Origin of the sequence: Paenibacillus timonensis, assembly GCF_022427145.1 — a bacterium.
GTDB classification, from domain to species: domain Bacteria; phylum Bacillota; class Bacilli; order Paenibacillales; family Paenibacillaceae; genus Fontibacillus; species Fontibacillus timonensis.
In genome coordinates this window covers 1-19017 of record NZ_JAKSXN010000083.1, presented here as the reverse complement: position 1 = coordinate 19017, position 19017 = coordinate 1, and the positions used below count along the sequence as shown (strand labels likewise).

General features: G+C 55.3%; 18 protein-coding genes and 1 tRNA gene. 3 read left to right on the top strand and 16 right to left on the bottom strand.

The genetic code is table 11. The features are described 5' to 3' along the window. Positions 1–38: 38 nt before the first annotated feature. The 3 genes from MJ257_RS22660 to MJ257_RS22650 all read right to left on the bottom strand — a co-directional run bounded on the left by MJ257_RS22660 (position 39) and on the right by MJ257_RS22650 (position 900). Positions 39–112: transfer RNA gene (locus MJ257_RS22660), tRNA-Arg, on the bottom strand. A 90-nt stretch (positions 113–202) separates the two neighbouring features. After that, positions 203–553, bottom strand: a complete 351-nt coding sequence (locus MJ257_RS22655; RefSeq protein WP_240271386.1) for a hypothetical protein — start codon at positions 551–553, stop codon at positions 203–205. Between the two features lie 32 nt (positions 554–585). Then, a complete protein-coding gene (locus tag MJ257_RS22650) occupies positions 586–900 on the bottom strand; it encodes a hypothetical protein (protein ID WP_240271385.1) in 315 nt (104 codons plus the stop codon). Between the two features lie 170 nt (positions 901–1070). Between MJ257_RS22650 and asnB the strand changes: the two genes are divergently transcribed. Further along, positions 1071–2915 (top strand): asparagine synthase (glutamine-hydrolyzing), encoded by a 1845-nt coding sequence (gene asnB, locus MJ257_RS22645; RefSeq protein ID WP_240271384.1) that lies wholly within the window; start codon positions 1071–1073, stop codon positions 2913–2915. A gap of 130 nt (positions 2916–3045) precedes the next feature. On the opposite strand, the gene MJ257_RS22640 is transcribed toward asnB, so the two are convergent. The 3 genes from MJ257_RS22640 to MJ257_RS22630 all read right to left on the bottom strand — a co-directional run bounded on the left by MJ257_RS22640 (position 3046) and on the right by MJ257_RS22630 (position 5656). Further along, positions 3046–3681, bottom strand: coding sequence for an XTP/dITP diphosphatase (locus MJ257_RS22640; protein WP_240271383.1), 636 nt, complete (start codon positions 3679–3681; stop codon positions 3046–3048). A gap of 2 nt (positions 3682–3683) precedes the next feature. Continuing rightward, positions 3684–4442, bottom strand: a complete 759-nt coding sequence (gene rph, locus MJ257_RS22635) for a ribonuclease PH (protein ID WP_240271382.1) — start codon at positions 4440–4442, stop codon at positions 3684–3686. A 155-nt stretch (positions 4443–4597) separates the two neighbouring features. After that, positions 4598–5656, bottom strand: coding sequence for a GerMN domain-containing protein (locus MJ257_RS22630; RefSeq protein WP_240271381.1), 1059 nt, complete (start codon positions 5654–5656; stop codon positions 4598–4600). Positions 5657–5808: 152 nt separating this feature from the next. Here MJ257_RS22630 and MJ257_RS22625 point away from each other — a divergent pair, with 152 nt between their 5' ends. Next, positions 5809–6378: a phosphatidylglycerophosphatase A family protein gene (locus tag MJ257_RS22625; RefSeq protein ID WP_240271380.1), complete on the top strand. Its 570-nt coding sequence runs from the start codon at positions 5809–5811 to the stop codon at positions 6376–6378. Between the two features lie 55 nt (positions 6379–6433). Here the strand turns inward: MJ257_RS22625 and MJ257_RS22620 are convergent, their stop codons facing one another. From MJ257_RS22620 to MJ257_RS22575, 10 genes are all read right to left on the bottom strand, one after another. Continuing rightward, a complete protein-coding gene (locus tag MJ257_RS22620) occupies positions 6434–7435 on the bottom strand; it encodes an MBL fold metallo-hydrolase (protein ID WP_240271379.1) in 1002 nt (333 codons plus the stop codon). After that, positions 7432–8166: a class I SAM-dependent methyltransferase gene (locus MJ257_RS22615; protein ID WP_240271378.1), complete on the bottom strand. Its 735-nt coding sequence runs from the start codon at positions 8164–8166 to the stop codon at positions 7432–7434. Before MJ257_RS22615 ends, MJ257_RS22620 begins: the two co-directional genes overlap by 4 nt. Before the next feature lie 187 nt (positions 8167–8353). After that, positions 8354–9211, bottom strand: coding sequence for a MurR/RpiR family transcriptional regulator (locus MJ257_RS22610; protein WP_240271377.1), 858 nt, complete (start codon positions 9209–9211; stop codon positions 8354–8356). A 144-nt stretch (positions 9212–9355) separates the two neighbouring features. Then, on the bottom strand, positions 9356–10306 hold the full coding sequence (locus MJ257_RS22605) for an ROK family protein (RefSeq protein WP_240271376.1): 951 nt from the start codon (positions 10304–10306) through the stop codon (positions 9356–9358). Then, a complete protein-coding gene (locus MJ257_RS22600; protein ID WP_240271375.1) occupies positions 10303–11913 on the bottom strand; it encodes a DUF4127 family protein in 1611 nt (536 codons plus the stop codon). The genes MJ257_RS22605 and MJ257_RS22600 overlap by 4 nt, the downstream gene beginning before the upstream one ends. A 65-nt stretch (positions 11914–11978) precedes the next feature. Further along, complete coding sequence (locus MJ257_RS22595) at positions 11979–12812, bottom strand: carbohydrate ABC transporter permease (RefSeq protein WP_240271374.1); 834 nt, start codon at positions 12810–12812, stop codon at positions 11979–11981. A 10-nt stretch (positions 12813–12822) separates the two neighbouring features. Beyond that, on the bottom strand, positions 12823–13743 hold the full coding sequence (locus MJ257_RS22590; RefSeq protein WP_240271373.1) for a carbohydrate ABC transporter permease: 921 nt from the start codon (positions 13741–13743) through the stop codon (positions 12823–12825). 82 nt (positions 13744–13825) lie between these two features. Next, positions 13826–15157, bottom strand: a complete 1332-nt coding sequence (locus tag MJ257_RS22585) for an extracellular solute-binding protein (protein ID WP_240271372.1) — start codon at positions 15155–15157, stop codon at positions 13826–13828. Positions 15158–15253: 96 nt separating this feature from the next. Beyond that, positions 15254–15967, bottom strand: a complete 714-nt coding sequence (locus MJ257_RS22580; RefSeq protein WP_240271371.1) for an N-acetylmannosamine-6-phosphate 2-epimerase — start codon at positions 15965–15967, stop codon at positions 15254–15256. A 301-nt stretch (positions 15968–16268) separates the two neighbouring features. After that, positions 16269–17417, bottom strand: a complete 1149-nt coding sequence (locus MJ257_RS22575; RefSeq protein ID WP_240271370.1) for a peptidylprolyl isomerase — start codon at positions 17415–17417, stop codon at positions 16269–16271. Between the two features lie 240 nt (positions 17418–17657). On the opposite strand from MJ257_RS22575, the gene MJ257_RS22570 reads away from it, so the two are divergent. Then, positions 17658–19013: a dipeptidase gene (locus tag MJ257_RS22570; RefSeq protein WP_240271369.1), complete on the top strand. Its 1356-nt coding sequence runs from the start codon at positions 17658–17660 to the stop codon at positions 19011–19013. Positions 19014–19017: the final 4 nt, after the last annotated feature.

Genomic DNA, 19017 nt, shown 5'->3' with positions numbered 1-19017 from the left:
GCAACAAAAAAAGCACCCCTACGGGTGCTCTTTTGTTACGTCCCAGGAGGGATTCGAACCCCCGACCGACGGCTTAGAAGGCCGTTGCTCTATCCAGCTGAGCTACTGGGACACCTAGGTATGAAAAAAGGATGCGTTAATTATTATAGCGCATCCCTTTTGTTTTTTCAAAGCGCTTTTTGGCAGAAAATTAGCGGTCTTCTCAATCCGGCAGTTGCCTGAGCCGGGCGGCAATTTGCTCGTTGGCGATCAGGTTCTGCAGAAACTCCTTGCGTTGAACCTCCGCCTCCGGCCACCCCCGGTCTCCAAACCGCTCTTCCGCCACCTCGGCAAACGCCTGATGCAGACTATTGTCGTACCAGTCGATCTCCAAGTCGGCATCGCTGCGGATCATCCGAATGATTTCATACCCATTCCCGTCTGCGGCACGCGCCACATATACAAAAAGATCGGGGTCCCCCACCGCGCCCGGATACACCTGGATCACTGCGCAAGGTCGCCCCTGGTGCTCATCCATCCGCCGATATTCGGCGTCCTTGATATAATACGCCACAGGCGTCGCTCCTTTCGATGGTATCCTGGCGGCTACAGCTGCGCCTCAAAACCGGAGCGCTCCATTTGCGCCCGGGTCTCCGGCGTGCCCAGCCGGTAAATTTCACGGTACAGCGCGTTCAGATGGCTGTCGTAGCTGCGGTTCACTTCGCCCTCCGGCGTATCCGGCCAAGGATACGTAAAAGCCAGAAATCCGCTTTCCTCCTTCTCGCCTAACTGCTCGAGCATATGGCTTAGGGTATCCGCCTCCTGCCGAGTCGCTTCAACCTCCCATTCGTACGCCGCAGCGCCGGGATCTTCTAGGAGCGACCGCCCTTGAACAGAGACGTAATAAGGCCTTTTTTCCACGTGTATCCCTCCTTCTTGATGCTTGCTTCACCTCGCGCCATGCCGCCTCCAAGCCATAGTTTTCCATAATGGACAGACATTTTATGCCCTTGTTCGGCATAATTTGTTAATACTTTTCACCCGGTCGGCAAGCGGGGACTGTAAAGCAATGCGGAGAGGAGATAGCAAAAATGTGCGGAATAACCGGCTTTATCGAATGGAACCGGGACTTGACGAAAGAATCGGATCTGGTGTTATCCATGACGTCCTGTCTGGAAAAACGGGGACCCGATGCCCAGGGAACTTGGATTTCCGGCCCGTGTGCTTTCGGACATCGGCGCCTTAGCGTCATGGACCCCGAAAACGGGGCTCAGCCGATGATCATCCATGAAGAAGATGCGGTGTTTACGATTGTATATAATGGGGAGATTTATAACGCTCCGGAACTGAAAGCCGAACTGCAGCGGAGGGGGCGCACGTTTCGCACCAACTGCGATACGGAGGTGTTGCTGCAATCGTATATCGAGTGGGGGCCGGATTGCGTGTACCGGTTGAACGGGATTTATGCGTTTGCGATTTGGGACAGCGTCCGGGAGCATGTCTTTTTTGCCCGGGACCGTCTCGGGGTAAAACCGCTGTTCTACAGCGAAATTGACGGCACGCTGATCTTCGGTTCCGAGCCGAAGGCGATTCTGCGCCATCCGAAAGTCGAGCCCGTCGTCGGGCCCGAAGGCCTTGCCGAAATTTTCGTCATCGGCCCGGCTCGGACGCCCGGCCATGGCGTATACAAGGATCTGAAGGAGCTGCGTCCGGGCCACGTGATGATCTTCAACCGCAGCGGATTGCGTAAATACGCCTACTGGAAGCTGGAAGCCGAGCCCCATACCGACAATGTGGAAGAAACTGCGGCCACGATTCGCAAGCTGCTGCAGGATACGATGGATCGACAGCTCATCTCCGACGTGCCGGTGTGCACCTTGCTGTCCGGCGGTCTGGACTCCAGCGCGCTGACGGCGCTCGCCGTCGATTACTACAAGCGGACCGGCCAAGGCCAAGTGCATACGTATTCGATCGACTACGTCGATAACGACAAGCACTTCCAGGCCCACAGCTATCAGCCCGGCGCAGACGGCCCGTGGATTCGGCGTATGGTCGAGGAATTGCAGACGGCCCATCACGCCATTCAATTCGATACCCCCGAGCTCGTCTCAGCACTGCCCGATTCGACCATCGCCCGCGACATGCCGGGGATGGTCGACGTCGACGCTTCGCTGTTGCTGTTTTGCCGGGAAATCAAAAAAGGGGCCACGGTCGCCATCTCCGGCGAAGCCGCGGACGAAGTCTTCGGCGGATACCCATGGTTCCACCGCGAGGAGCTGCTTAATTCGGGAACCTTCCCGTGGTCGGTAGCAACCGGGCTGCGCGCCGATTTACTATCTCCGGAAATCCGCGAATGGATCAAACCGGAACAGTACATTGCCGATCGTTACAGCGAAGCGGTAGGGGAGACGCCGAAGCTGGAAGGGGAGGCGGGGGAACGTGCACGGATGCGGGTCATGTCGTACCTGAACATCACGCGGTTCATGCCGACGCTGCTCGACCGCAAGGACCGCATGAGTATGGCCGCCGGACTGGAAGTCCGCGTTCCATATTGCGACCACCGGCTGGTGCAGTACGTCTGGAACATTCCGTGGGAGATCAAAACGACCGGAAACCGGGAAAAAGGGATTTTGCGCAAAGCACTCGAAGGCATCCTGCCCGAAGACGTGCTCTATCGCAAAAAAAGCCCTTACCCGAAAACGCATAACCCGAACTATCTTACCGCGGTACGCGATCAGATGTTGAGCATACTCGACGATCCGGCCTCGCCGATCCTGCCGCTGATCGATGCAGACAAAATCCGCGCCATTGCCGCGTCCAAGGAATCGTCCTCCAACCTGCCGTGGTTCGGTCAGCTGATGAGCGGCCCGCAGCTGTTCGCTTATTTGTCTCAAGTGAATTTCTGGCTAAACACCTATAACGTGAAAATTCGATAATGAAAAAAAGCAAGCCGGGATCCCGCCGAGGATCTCTGGCTTGCTTTTTCTATGCCGCTAATGGCTCGCTCAGATTTACCGTTAATTCTCCGTATATGCCTGCCTAGTGCCTGCGTCACCCAGCCATGGCCTACTTCCCGGCGGCCGTTCCGTTCAGCATCTCCGCCAACGCCCGCAGTGCCGCGCCGCGGTGGCTGACGGCCTGCTTCTCCTCCAGCGTCAGCTCGGCAAACGTCTTGTCGTAGGCCGGCAGGTAAAACAGCGGGTCATAGCCGAACCCGCCGCCGCCTGCCGGTTCGGAGGTGATCCAGCCTTCGACTTCGCCGGCGGCTTCGGTAAACTGCCCATCGGCCGGGTTGTACAGGGCCAAATGGCAGACAAACCGCGCCGTGCTCAGCAGGGGCTGTTCCGTATCCTCGCCCAACCGCCGCTTCTCCAGTTCGGCGAGCAGCTTCTCGTTGTTGTCCTCGTCGCTGGCGACTTCCCCGGCATACCGAGCCGAATAGACGCCCGGCGCGCCGTCCAGTTGGTCAACGCAAAGACCCGAATCGTCGGCCAGCACCGGGCAGCCCAGCGCGTCGCCGACGGTTTTGGCTTTTTTGCGAGCGTTCTCCGCAAACGTCGTCCCGTCTTCCACGACCTCCGGAGCCTCCGGGTAGTCGGCCAAGCTCCGAACCTCTTTGCCAAGCGGCGCCAATGCATGGGCGAACTCCCGTACCTTCCCGGCATTGCGGGTCGCTACGATAATCACCGGTCCTTCGATCATGCCTACACCGCCGATCCGGACTGCCTGCTTCCGATCTGCAGTGCAATGGGCCCCAGGGCCTCGCGCTGCTGCTCGATCATCTCCCGGATCCCTTTCTCGGCAATCGCCAGCAAGCCATCCAACTCCGACCGGGAGAACGGATTTTCCTCGCCGGTTCCTTGTACCTCGACGAATTGACCCTGACCAGTCATAACGACGTTCATGTCCACCTTCGCTTTGGAATCCTCCTCATAGTTGAGGTCCAACAGCGTGTCCTCCCCAACGATGCCTACGCTGACGGATGCCAGAAAATCGGTGATCGGAAACTTCGGCAACGCGTGCTTCTGAGCGATCTTGTGCATGGCCAGCGCCATCGCCACGAACGCTCCGGTAATCGACGTTGTCCGCGTACCTCCGTCCGCCTGCAGCACATCGCAGTCGATCGTAATCGATCGTTCCCCTAACGCCTGCAGATCGACAACCGAACGCAACGCGCGTCCGATCAGCCGCTGGATTTCCATCGTCCGGCCGCTCAGCTTGCCGCGGGCCGATTCCCGCTGATTGCGCGTTTGGGTCGCGCGGGGCAGCATCGCATATTCGGCCGTCACCCAACCCTTGCCTTGACCTTTCATGAACATCGGGACCTTCTCCTCGACGGTAGCGGTACACATCACCTTCGTATCGCCTACCTCGATGTAAACGGAACCCTCCGCATATTTATTGATATTGACGGTTAAATTCATCGGCCGGCGCTCGTCCGCCTGGCGTCCGTTGCTTCTCATCCTCACTGCCTCCTACGTTTTCTTGCTGTCTGTATGCTTTCCCTATTCTACCAAAGTGTGGTCATAAAAGCATCTTTCCATTCGGCAAAAAAAAGGAATCCTGCATCTCGCAGGATTCCTTTTTTGCAGGTCGGCGCGCCGCCAAGAAACGCGGTTTACAGCGGGATTTCGTTGATGGTTTCCGGCCGCATGACCGGTTCGCTGTAGGTCTGGTTGTCCAGGCCAACGACTTCCTTTTGCCCGTTCAGCCAAATGCGCACCTTGCTGTCGTCCTTGTTCTCCGTGACCGTCAGCACCAGCGATTGCAGCATTTGCGCCGGCAGCTTCTCGCCGGCTTCGAACATGTCGTCCGTCAGGGCGACGGTAACGACGCCGTCTTTCGAAATCTCGACGTTGTCCAGCTTCGTGTTGTCCGTCACGACCCGCTCCAGGCCGTCGCCTTGTTGCGGCCCCTTGAGCAGCTCGCCCAGCGCCGCTTTGACCGAATCGCCGCCGGCCGGTACAAACCGGGTCACCGGCACGAAATATTGGACGCCATCCGGCGTCGCCGCGGAGAAATACACGATCACCGGACTTAGTTGGGACAGGCCGGATTCCGCTTTTAGCTCGAGGTTGATGCCGAAGCTGCGGCTAAGCGGCCGATCCAGCGGCGTGCCGTTTACCGGCATCTCGTTTAGCTTTTCCCCTTCAACCCACAGCTGCACCTTCTCCACGTCCAGCGTTCCGGTTAACGTCCAGGTCAACGCCTCGAGGATTTTGCGCTCATCCGCGGCTTCGTAGCCGGCAAACGCTTTGTTGAATTCGACGACGGCCAGCTTCTCGTCTTTTTTCACGGTGACGGCCTTGACCTCGCTTCCCGCTGGAAGAATCCCGCTAAACCCCGCCGGGAGCAGGCCGGCATACTTGCCGTCCTTCACCAGCATCTCCAGCATGCGGTTCAGCTTCAGCGAAGCCTCCCCCTCGGGCAGGTGCAAAGCGACCGGGGCCAGCTTGCCATGCTCGTTCACCAAATATACGGTTGAGAGTTCTTTTTCCTGGGTATAGCTTGTCTGTTCTACGGCGTCAAGTCCTTCCAGCATCCGGGTTTCCATATCCGTGGGCGGAGGATCGATTTGCGCGGAGCTCCCCCCAAACATACCGCATCCCGACAGCAGCAGCGGAAGCGTGATGGCCCCGGCAGCAGCCGTATTTCGTATTCGGCGGTTCCATTTCATTTTCGTTCGTGCCTCCCTGAGTTTTTCATTTGGCTAAGGTTTGTATTACTATATATACGAGCCCTGTCCCGAAAAATAACTATATTTTCCCGGGAACTGGACAAACTGCTTCATAGCTTGTCGATCCGACTAAAACACGAGGAGTAGATTGTATGGGGATGGAACAACAACCGAAAGCGAAAACGCCTTACAGCCTGAACAGCAAGAAGGTCGCCGACGCCACCAAGGAGTGGTTGCATAAACGCGGCGTCACCACGGAGCAAATCGCCGAACTCGTTTTGTTTTTGCAGCAAAAATACTACCCGAACCTGACGATGGAAGAGTGCATACATAACGTGGAGCAGGTACTGACCAAACGCGAGGTGCAAAATGCGGTGCTGACCGGCATTCAGCTCGATATTTTGGCGGAGCAGGGGATGTTGATCCCCGAGCTGCAGGACATGATCGCCAATGACGAGGGGTTGTATGGCGTCGACGAGATTTTGGCCTTCTCGATCGTCAACGTGTACGGCAGTATCGGCTTTACCAACTACGGTTATGTCGACAAGCTGAAGCCGGGCATTCTGGAGAAGCTGAACGATAAATCCCTGGGACCGTGCAACACGTTTCTGGACGACATCGTCGGCGCGGTTGCAGCCTCGGCCAGCAGCCGGATCGCCCACCGCAAACAGGCGGAACGGGAAAAAGAACGCGGCGAGGAAACGCTGGACGCCGAGCGGTGAACGGCCGCAGACCATAAAAGAAGGGCGGCATCGAATGCCGCCCTTCTTTTGATATTCACGAAACCGGCGCAAACCGTATGACGTCGTCTTCGCGATCTCCGTTCACCTGCGCTTCGGCCTGTCCTTGCCGGACCAGCTCCACCAAATGCGCCAGCGTCTCCGACATCGCAAAGCGCATTTGGTGAATGCCCAGCTCCGTGCCGAACAAGGCGGCGCAGACGTCGAAAGCCGTCTTCGGCCGCTCCCGCAGCAAACCTTCGATGCGCAGTAGCCGTTCCTCATGATGCTGAAGCAGCAGCCGAACGCGCTCCGCGAAATAATTGAACGGGTTGCGGTGTCCCGGATAAGCGGTCGCGACCTCGTAAGCGCTCAGCTTCACGAGCGAATCCAGGAACGATTGCAGCGGCTGCGGATCGCTGCCGGGCAGGTAGCTGACGTTGGGGGAGATTTGCGGCAGCACCGCGTCCCCGCAAAACATCAGCTTCTGCCCGGCATCGTAAAACGACAGATGCCCCGGGGCATGTCCGGCCGTTTCGATCGGGAGCCAAGCTCGTCCCCCCATCCAGACGGGTTCCCCCTCGCGAAGGAACGTCACCTCGGGAGCCGGGCTGACCTGGGGGACAAAGCCGTGCAAGTGCCCCGGCAACTGCCCGCACCAGGATTCCGGCATCCCGTGCCGGCGGAACAATTCGGGGAGCGCCTCGTGCATTCGGCTGTCTCGCCCCCACATCAGCCGCGTCTCCTCGAAAGCCCGCGGAGACATGAGTACCGCTGCTCCGGTGACCTCCTGTAAAAATCCCGCCAAGCCGTAATGGTCGGGATGGTGATGGGTCAGGACGATTTGAGCGATGTCGCGGGGCGAGATCCCAAGCTCCTGCCAAGCGGCCCGCCACTCGGCCTCCGTCTCGTCCGTCCTCGGCCCCGGGTCGATGATGGTAATTCCCTCGTCGCCCCGAAGTACGTAACTGTTCACCCGGCGGAGGGGAGGGGCCATGGAAATGGGAACGCGGGCAACCAGCTCCCGCTCCCAAAGCTGAATTTCCGGCAGCAGCGTCATGGGCGCACCCCCACCAGGATCATGCGCCGGGACGTATCCGGATCGTAGGTTTCTTCGTCATAATTTCCATGAACGTTTTGCAATTCCAATCCAGCCTCCTTCAGCATGCGCCGAAAATCCTCCAACCCGTATAACTTGATCCGCTCCGTGTAATGCCGCGGCTCCCCGCCGGGGGCAGTAATGGTGATGTCTTTAAATATATATCCGTCTTCGATCCGCCGCCGTTCCACAATCCGCTGCCCCTCCTCTTCCCGTTCCGAATTCGGAACGAGATGGACCGCCGTATAGGCGGGATTCAAAAAATCGAGGAGTAAGCGGCCTCCCGGCTTCAGCACGCGCGCAGCTTCTTGCAACGCCTTGATCTGCTCCACGTCCTCCCGAAAATAACCGAACGAAGTAAATAAGTTCACTACCGCATCAAACTCTCCGTTCAGAAGCGGCAATCGGCGCATATCGGCCTGATGCCAAGTCACCCGCCCCTCCGTATCGAGGCGTTTCGCCTCGCGGAGCAGCACCTCCGACAGATCCACGCCGGTCACCCTGTAGCCTGCTTCCGCCAACGCGAGCGAATGGCGTCCCATGCCGCAGCATAAATCAAGCACCTTCGCTCCGGGAGCCGGCTTCAACCAGCTGATCATCCGCTGCACCTCATGTTTGGCTCCCTGCGCGTCGCGGTGCTTATACACCAGTAAGTAGTCATCGCCGAAACTAAGCTCATACCATTCCGCCATCTTCGCCTGCCTCCAAACCATCCATCCCGATCGGACATGTCACGAACCCAAATATTTACCCCCATTGTACCGCCTGTCTATCGGAAATACAAAGCGAAGGGGTACATGAACGAAAGTACTGGATCTGGATGATCAAGGCAAAAAAGGCCGCGGGCGTCTCGCCCCCGGCTGGTTCTACCATCTAACATCAATATAGTTTTTCCGTTATGGCCCTTGCCGTCAATTCCCGGTATTTCAAGGCCTCGTCTTTGATCTTGAGCGAAACGCCCACATTCAAAATATCGATAATGGCCAACTGGGAAATTTTCGCCGACAACGAACTGCCCTGAAGCGGATTTTCCCGCCCCACCATCAACAAAACGATGTCCGCCAACTTCGTGATCGGCGATCTTGCATTGCTGGTGATGACGATAATTTGGGCACCGGCTTGTTTCGCCAGGTTCAAGCTATCGATCGTGTCCTTCGTGCTCCCGGAGATAGAAATGCCCACAGCTACATCGCCTGCACCCATCAGGGACGCCATCATCGCCTGAAAGTGCGTGTCGGTTCTGGCCAAGCTGCGTTTGCCGATCCTCGAAAAGCTATGTGCGGCTTGCTGCGCCGTCAACCCTGAAGAACCCACGCCGAAGAAGTGAATATTGTTCGCCTGATGCAGCAGAGAAATGGCTTTCTCTAATTGCTCGGCATTAACTAGCTCCGAGGTTTGCTCCAGCGTCTCGATGTGCATCGAAATGATCTTCCTGTTCAACGTCGAAGCATCGTCCTCTTCCATCACTTCATGATATAGCCGATCAGAAGGCTTGACCAAATCCTGCGCAAGCGATAGCTTAAAATCCTGAAATCCATGGAATTTCAGCTTCCGGCAAAGCCGGAGAACGGTCGTCTCTCCAACATCGGCACGTTCCGCCAGTTCCGTGACCGAGTGATATATTACGTCTTGGGCATTTTCCAGTATATATTGAGCCACTTTCTGTTCCGTTTTCGTCAATCCGCCAAAGTGGCTGCGAATCGACAGCAGCGTTTTTCCCATCCCTTGTTCGCTCAACAAGCAAATTCCCCTTTCAGGCACTGTACCTTCACCGGCTTCACCGTAACATTCGGTTTCCTTGACATAAGATGTTCTAATTATAAGTTATACATAAACCCCGATAAATGGCAAATGCATTCGCTGTCCCATACCCGGTTATCCTTAAAAATCAAAGAATGCGGCGGCAGCACCTATGACCCCACCGTCATTGCCAAGCTGCGGGGCTACGATATCTACCTTGGGCGCCTGTCCGAAGACGGGAAGCAAGAATCCGGCAAATTCACGCCGCACGGGGGTAAGCAAAAGGTCTCCCTGTTTGCTGACTGCTCCCCCGACGACGATGCCCTCCGGGTCAAAAAGATGGACCAGATTCGCCAATCCAACCGCGATGTTTCGGGCGTACTCACGAAGAAGTTCCAGCGCGGGTCCATGTCCTTTTGCAGCGGCGGCAAATAGAGCTTCCGGCGAGTCCAGCTCATCCGCAGCGCTACCCAAATCGCGGGCCATGCCCATTAGCGCCGTCACGGAGGCATATTGTTCGTAGCAGCCCAATCTGCCGCAATTGCACGGACGCCCGCGATCGGCGATGACATGGTGGCCGATTTCCCCCGCATATCCATTACGCCCCCGGTAAGGTCGCCGGTTGATCACGAAACACCCGCCTACGCCGGTTCCCAGGGTGACGCAAATAAAATTCCTCCACTGCCGGCCTGCTCCGACCCAGGCTTCGCCAAAGGCCATGGCGTTCGCATCGTTATCGACCGAGACGGGGAGCCCGGTCAGCAAGGCAAGACGGTTCCCCAGCTCCATGCCCGCCCACCCCGGCAAATTCGCGGTAGCACCCGCGACTACGCCTCTGGCGCTGTCGACCTGACCTGCCGTTCCGATACCCACGCCGCGGATAAGCGACCCTTGGGCGTCAGCTTCGTCCGCCAACATCCTGACGATGCCCGCTACCCGCTGCAGCAGCGCCTCCCCGCCTTGATAAGCCTGCGTCGGTAGGCTTATTCGCCGGAGCACTTCGCCCTCACCGTTTACGATGCCGGCCTTAATGTTCGTCCCGCCGAGATCGAGGCCGATCGCTACCTCGCCCCCTTCATAGATCCCGTTCATCTGCCGGATTCCTCCCCGGCCGCGGGTTCGAGGTTCAGTTCAAACCCCACTTCGAACATGCGGCGCCACGGTAAAGTAACGTTGCAGATCTGGATGTACGTTGCCGCTTGCCCACGCAGGTAGACGGAGGCGAAGTGGTTCAGCTTATCTTCGATGTGGCGGCAAACCAGTTCCTGTACGTGAGAAAGTTCGAAATAACTCGCGCCTAATGCCGGAAGAACCTCCTCGCAAACCTGCCGGCGAACCAATGCCTGATAACCCCAATCTTCAACCAGCCTGGATACATAAAATTGCCGGCTGGCCTCTTGGAAGCGGCGGAAGCCTGCTTCATGCCCGTCCGTTTCCTTCGTGCGGTTCACCGCAAACCGGTAATAGGACGCGATTACGGCATGCGCGATCACGGTTCCCAACGAATTGCCCGAGGTATTCCACGCCGCATAGCCCTGCAAACGTCCGAGCATGCCAAGACGATGGAGTTGCTTCATGAGCAAATCATCGCCTCCGTTGCATAAAGCCACGTCCGCCAGCATGACGAGGCGCCCGCGCTCCAGGTAATGTTTCATCGCCTGGGCAAACTCGCGCGTATTAACCTCGGAAAAATAGGCTCGGTTCCGGTCCCGAATCGCCGTGTCGGTTTCTGCCATCTCCCCTTGGGAAACGGGCGGAGAATGGACCATCAGGATCGCATCCGCCTCCCCCGAAGCATCGGCCATGAAGGCACCTGCCGCCGTGAAATGGGCTTTGATGCTTTCGTTCAAACTGCGATCCTCGTATTTAGGGATGCATAACGGGCCTTGGGTTGAGGAATATCTGACGTACAGGGCGGGCGAATGGCGTTTCAAAGTGCAAAACACCCGAGCAAACAAGGTACAACCAATTTCGTCCGCTCCCGGGTAAATCGCCACCCGATCCGTTAATCCGGCCATTTCCGCACGTATCGCAAGCTTCCTTTGTTCCATGGCGCTGAAACCGAACTTCGCATTATCGTCGAGCGGGATGATCAAATAATCGAGGACTCCCGACTCTACCATCGCCATGGCGGCCTCGTTGACGGCCGAGTTCACCCTGCGCCGGTTAAGATAGTCGAGTTGTACCTCTACCGGGATCACCGCTAACACTTCATCCAGTCTTCGCTGCTCTTCAACGGTTAACGAAACCGTCTCCCGTTTGTCGGACAGCCAGCCCATTTCGAAGATTTCCCGGCCGAATCGGTCATAATACGCCGGTTCTTCCTCACTGCTGGAATAAGCAGGTACCCTGGTGATCAGATTAAAGCCGTGGATGATCAAATTCGGTCGTATCGCCTTCAAGTGCCGAAGCAATTGCAAACGGGTAATGCATGTGGCCGCATCGTCTTGGTGCAACCGGGAAGGCACAATGCCGCCGTGTACGAGCATGTCGATCGAAACGATCAGCACATCCGCGTCCCGACACTGCTCCTCCAGCCAACTCTCCAGCCTTTTTAGATCCGCGCGCTGTTTTTTGTTACCAAGAAGGTCCGCCCCGGGAACCGTCATTTCGATATCGGTCATGGCGGCTAATTGTTGCGGGTAAAGCAGATTGCACGGTCTTTCGTCCAAAGGCAAATACACTAATTTTGTCGTCATTGAAGTACACCAACCTCAGACTGTATATTGGGTGAATAGAAGTGGCATGCACGCCTGTTCGGCTGTTATTCTTTGACCGCTCCGGCGGTAATCCCCCGGATAAATTGCTTCTGCATCAACAGAAACAATAAGACCATGGGAATAAGGGACATGACCGAACCTGCCATGATGGCCGTCCAATCGATATCCCGGGAACTCCGGAACAATGCCATCCCCACCGGGAGTGTCCGCATCTGGTCGCTATTCGTGACCAACAATGGCCATAGCAGATTATTCCATGCGGTGTTGAACGTAAAAATGGCTAACGTTGCCATCGCACCGCGGTTCATGGGAACGACGATTTTTCGAAAGGTATGGAGTTGAGAACTTCCGTCGATCTTCGCAGCTTCGATCACCGCGTCCGGCATGGATAACATGAACTGACGGATCAGGAAGATCCCGAAGGCGGTTGAAATCTGCGGCAGAATCAATCCTTGATACGTATCGATCCAACCAAACCCCGACACCATCCGAAACAGAGGAATCATCGTCGCCTGGAAAGGAATCATGAGTGTGATCAGAAACAACATGAACAATAGGTTTCTGCCCGGAAACTTCAGCTTCGCGAAAGCGTAACCCGCCATGGTACATAGCAAGACAGTTACGACCGTGATCAAAAGTGCCACAGCAATGCTGTTCGCATAATAACGTCCGAATGGAATCATCGAAAACACTTTCTCGTAGTTGGCGAAGTCGATCGAATCAGGGATCCACTTCGGCGGGAAACGAAACACTTCGCTCCCCGGCTTAAACGACGTAGAGAGCATCCACGCTAGCGGGGCAAGATTCAGGACAAGCCCTGCGCTGAGAAACAGGTATACCAACAACAGCTGTATTTTCTTTTTCCGAAATTCTCCCATGGCGCTTACCTCATTCTTCTTTCTTATAAATCAACTTGAATTGAATCAGGGAAATGATCAATAGCATAAACAGAAAGATATAGGACAAGGCGGAGGTATAACCCAATTTCAAATACCTGAAGTTGGAGAAAATCTGAAACACGATCGTTTCGGTCGATTTGATCGGGCCGCCGTTGGTCATGACGTAGATTTGGTCAAACACGTTGAATGCGCCGATGACCCCATAAATCAACAAAAAGGCAAACGTATCCTTCAAGCCGGGAAGAGTAACATGGGCAAAGGCTTTAAACCCGCCGGCACCGTCGATTCTGGCTGCTTCGTATAAATGCTCGGGGATTTTTTGTAAAGCCGCCAGGTAGACGATCATCGAAAAGCCCATCCCCTGCCAGATGCTGGTACCTATGATGGAATACATGGCGATCCGTTTGTCCGTTAGCCAGCCTACCGCTTCGAAGCCCATCTCGCCCAAAACAAAATTCAATAAGCCCTTCTCATTGTAAATCAGCGTCCAGACAAGGGCGACAACGACCATCGGCGTAATGACGGGGATAAAATAGGAGATTTTAAAAAAGCTTTGGAATCGGGTCAACCGGTCGATGGCCAGCGCTAGAATCAACGCCACCCCCATCCCCCCGGCCAGGCTGACCACGGCAAACTTGACCGTATTGGCCAGGGCCCGATGAAAGTCGCTGCTCCGCAGGATTGCCGAATAGTTATCGAGCCCGACGTATTTTGGGCTTTGCAGTCCATTCCAGTTCGTGAAGCTCATCAAGAAACCGTAAACCATCGGAATCAGGCTGAAAACGATCAGCAAGACTACGGGAATAATTACGAATAGGTAGGCTTCCTTACTCTTCCCGATCTCCTTGATGAGCCTCGGTTGTCGCGAACGCCGGTTTCGATCAGGTTTCGCCACCAGTGGCACACTCATTGCGACCCATCCTTTCAGATAAAGGCGGGTACTCTTCATACCCGCCTAAACAATTCAAAGACGTTGGACTTTTACGCAAGGTTTACTCTTGCGCCAAAATTTGATTCACTTGTTCCGCCGCCTCGTCCAAGGCCTCTTGCGGGGTAGCTTCGTTCATGACCGCCTTGGCTACGGCGTCCGAAATCGCCTGGCTGATTTCCTGCCAAGAGCTGACGATCGGATTCGGCTTCCCGTTTTCTACCGCTTTTTTAAACACTTTCATCGGCACCTCGTTACCGAAGAACGGATCCGGTGAATTGACTTCTTCTGAATCGAGAGCCGGCAAATACCCAGGTGCCGCTCCCGAAGTTTTATAGACTTGGATCGCGTTTTCTTCCCTACTCAGAAACTCGATGAATTTCCAAGCTTCTTCTTTATGTTCCGATTTTTCGAAAATGCTGAGATAAGTGCCACCAATGTGCGTACCGTATTGTTTGTGGCTTAGGGCGTCAGAGATTTTCCACTTGCCTTCCTGCTCCGGATTGCTGTTTTTGATTAGGCCCATGACATAGGGGCCGTCCTGGAACATGGCAATCGTGCCGTCTTTAAGCCCGGCAACGTAACTGCCGCGGTCCGGCGTCCAGTTTATGCCGATTTTATGCTTGTTGACCAGGTCAGCGTAAAATTGCAGGGCTTCAACCCCTTCCGGACTGTTGAAAGCCGCCTGCTTGTTATCGTCCGTAAGCACCTTTCCTCCGTTCGCATACAGGAAGGGTTCATAGTGATACCAGTCCGGCATGACCAAAAAAGCATATTGATCGGTTTTACCGTCCCCGTCCACATCCTTGGTCAATTTCTTTCCGATTTCTACGAGTTCGTCCCAGTTCGAAGGCGGCGCACTCACACCGGCTTCTTCCAGCAAATCGCTGCGATAATATAGCGAGTAAGAATCGAAATCGTAAGGAATGCCGAATAGTCCCTGATCGGTCGTCGCTGCTTGAATCATGCCCTCGCTATAAATATCGTGGATGTCTTGTCCGTTCACTTTACCGCCGGATAGAGAGTTAAGATCCGCGAATAAGCCAAACACGGTATATTTCGGATTCCACATCAGCCCCGAGGTAGCGATATCCGGCGTTTCCCCACCGGATGCCGCCGCGGCCATCTTATCCCAGAAGTTATCCCACGGCTGCTCCTGAAAATCCACTTTGATGTTCGGGAATTCCTCTTCGAATTTGGGAATCAAGGGTTTGATCGGCGTTGTTGCCCCATAGTTGTCCCAAACGGTAATCGTAACTTGTTTTTGCGCTCCTGATTCGTTTCCCTCGCCACCAGACGAATTCGCTTCCTCTTTTCCTCCGGAACAACCCGATAATACAGACACCGACAACAACATCGACAACAACATCACCGACAGAAATTTTTTGCTTTTCATTTTAACCCTCCCTTTTGGATTCCTCATTTAAATAAAAGCCCTTGATTCCTGAACCGAAGCGGTACATCCCCCCTCTCAAGGCACCATGTTCCTTTCTTATTTTTCCGTCACCGCCTTGTTGTCCTGGAGCTCGGATAGAGCGTCGGCGTAATAGCGTGTTATTTGCTGAGGTCTCGTAATTGCCCCGCCGACAACTACGGCGAAGGCCCCTTCGTTCAAGCAGCGAAGCGCCTGTTCCGGGCTGCGAACCCTTCCCTCCGCAAGGACGGGAATTGCGACCTGCCGAGACAGATCGGCTATCAATTGGAAGTCGGGATCCTTCCGCTGAGGACTATAAGACGTATAACCTGACAGGGTGGTCGAAATAAGATCGAAACCCAGTTGTTCTGCCATAAGTCCTTCTTCGACATTGGATACATCGGCCATAAGCAGGATTTTGCTGCGTGCTCGCACTTCATGAACCAGCTCGGCCAATTTAATCCCGCCAGGCCGTTGGCGTGGCGTGGCGTCCATTGCCACGATATCCGCGCCAGCGGATATCACCGCATCTACCTCCTTCAAGGTCGGAGTAATATACACACTTGAATCGGCATAATTCCGTTTCCACAATCCGATCAATGGAAGTTTGCAGACGCGTTTAATCGCCTCGATATCCGTCGGCGTATTGGCGCGAATCCCAGCGGCCCTGCCCATTTCTGCGGATATCGCAAAACGGGCCATATAGTCGCTTCCAAAAAACGGTTCACCTTCAAGAGCCTGACACGAAACGACTAAACCGCCTTTGAAGGAGTTGACGATGGGATGAGACATAATAAATAACCTCCGATGTAATGGTTTAATTCTCTTTATTATATTATTAATGAAGAATAATTTCTCCAAATTACTGTAAAAAAGATATCCTGTCGTTTCGGTCGAAACAAAAGAATATTATCTCCTTTTTATTATGCAATAGTGGTTTTTTTCTTTATTATACGACTCGAATTTTCGTTTGTAAACCAAAATTTACACTGTCACGCGTGGTTAGTGGCTCATTTCGGACCGAGATCCACCTACGTAAAAACCGCCGAAGCTCCTGCTCCGGCGGTTCCACGCGGCAACCTCAACGCCCTTCTTACTCGGCAGCGGCCGCATCCGTTAACGTATTGGTGATCTTCGCTTTGCTTCGTACATCCTCCAGCCAAGTTCCCGACAAGCTGGACACCTGTTGGGAGACGAGCCCTTTGCGGATCTCTTCCTTTTTCTCCTCCAAAGTCGCCGTGTGGGCTTCCTTCTTGTCGGTGACTTTAATGACCTGGTAGCCTTCGCTGGTCTTCACAGGCTCGCTAACCTCGCCTTTCGCCAGCTTGAAGGCCGCCGTTTCCACCGCTTCTTCCTTCTCACCGCGGGCGAAGAAATCGGTGTCCCCGCCTTGCTCCTTCGTAGCGGTATCCAGCGATTTGCTCTTGGCCAGCTCCGCGAAGTCCGCGCCTTCGTCCAGCTGCTTCACGATGTCCTTCGCTTCCTGCTCGGTAGCGACCAAAATGACGGAAGCGCGAACCTGCTCCGGCGTATTAAAGGAATCCTTGTAGGATTCGAACGTTTCCTTGATTTGCTCGTCGGTCACCTTGATCTGCGGCTCCAGCAGCTTGGTAAGCTTAAGCTCCATGACAACCTGCTTCCGCAAATCGTCCATCGTCATGCCGTATTGCACCAAAGCCTGGTTCAGGGCTTCATCCGAGCCGAACTGGGTTTTGTAGCTCGCGATCTCGGCGTCGATATCGGCATCGGTTACCGTAATGTTTTTCTTGGCGGCCTCTTGGTTCACGAGCTCCTGGTTGATCAGGTTCGTCAACGCCTGTTCTCCGCCGCTGGCTGCCAGTTCATCAAACAGCCGGTCTTTCGTAATTTCCACGCCGTTAACCGTTGCGACGGCCTCCGCTTTGTTGGATACAAACGGCGGTTTGATCAACACGACGATCAGCAGAACGGCCAGGACCAGTGATACGATCGGCCATACTTTGCTGCCGGACTTTGGGGTTTGGGCCGCTGCGGCCTCAGGCTCCCCATGCTGGGAAACCATCACCGGCGTCGAATCCGCGTCGGCTTCGGTGCTTTCGGCGATAAAATCCGCGTCGTCCGCCGGATCGTATTCCGCTTCCTTCGGTTCGTTCGTGCCACCTTCCTCTTGGCCGGCTTGTCCTTCCGGAGACAGCGCTTCCTTTTCCGAGGCTTCCGCTTCCCCTTCGGCGAAATCCAGCTTTCTCTTATCCTTTTCTTCCATACGTCTTGCGACTCCCTTCTTCTGAAAGCATTCGTTGTTTTTAGAAATCGTACTTTCTTGACTTTACCAGAAATCGCTGGGCCTTACCTTAAATATTCCTAAAAAAAGCGCGGCCCATTTTAAGATGAATTTAAGGAAACGCCAAGACCTGCTGGCGGACATGCGTAACCTCATTCGTGTTCTCGGCAAAAAAGGTGTAGAATATACGGGTAAAACTAGTTCGGGAGGAACGATTCGACGATGGATTATCAAGCTTACTTTTCTACGAACCGCGAACAACACTTGAAGGAACTTGGCGAACTGCTGCGGATTCCCAGCATCTCCGCTCTGTCCGAACACAAGGGCGACGTGCTAAAAGCCGCCGAATGGATCGCCGAGGCGCTTCGCAGCGCCGGCATGGAAGCGGTGGAGGTCCATCCAACCGCCGGACACCCCGTCGTCTATGCCGAGCATTTGCATGCTCCAGGCAAACCGACCGTTTTGGTCTATGGCCACTATGACGTCCAACCGGTGGATCCGCTGAATCTGTGGGAATCGCCGCCTTTCGAGCCGTCCATCCGGGACGGCAAGCTGTATGCCCGCGGAGCGACGGACGATAAAGGCCAGGTGTTTATGCATATCAAGGCCATTGAGGCGATTTTGAAGCAGGAAAAAGAACTTCCGGTCAACATCAAATTCTGCATCGAAGGGGAAGAAGAAGTGACCAGCCCGAACCTGCCTTCCTTCCTGGAAGCCAACCAGGAGAAGCTGGCCGCCGACGTGATCCTGATCTCCGATACGGCGTTGATGGCACCGGGCAAACCAGCGATCTGCATCGGTCTTCGCGGCTTATGCGCGATGGAGGTCTCGGTCTTTACCGCCAATACCGATTTGCACTCCGGGACGTTTGGCGGCGGCGTTCCTAACGCGCTGCATGCCCTCGTGTCGCTGCTGGCTTCCCTGCACGACGAACAGGGCCGGGTCGCGGTCGAAGGCTTCTACGAAGGCGTTCACGAGCTGTCCGCGCTGGAGCGCGAAGAGTTCGTCAAACAGCAATTCGATGAGGAGAAGCTGAAGCGCGATCTTGGCTTGAACGAGCTCTACGGCGAGGCGGGTTACTCCTTCGTGGAGCGGACCGGCGCCCGGCCGACGCTGGAGCTGAACGGAATATATGGCGGATTCCAAGGGGAAGGGACCAAAACGGTATTGCCGAAGGAAGCCCACGCCAAAATCACCTGCCGCCTTGTCGGCGACCAGGATCCGCAGGCCACGATCGACCGCATCGAGCGCCATTTGCATAAACACCTGCAGCCGGGGGCAACCCTGAAGGTCAAAGCGACCGAGAAAGCCCGGGCCTTTACGTGCAATGCGGAAGATCCGATGCTGCAAAAAGCGGCCGACGCCTACGAATCGGTGTACGGCACCCGGGCGCTGTTCACCAAGGACGGCGGTTCCATCCCGATCGTCGAGACATTATCCCGCGTCCTGTCGGCTCCGGCCGTCATGATGGGCTTCGGACTGCCGGACGAGAACCTGCACGCGCCGAACGAGCACTTCAATCTGGAGAATTTCGACAAAGGGTTGCTCACGATCGTTCATTATTTGAAATCGCTGTAAGGCG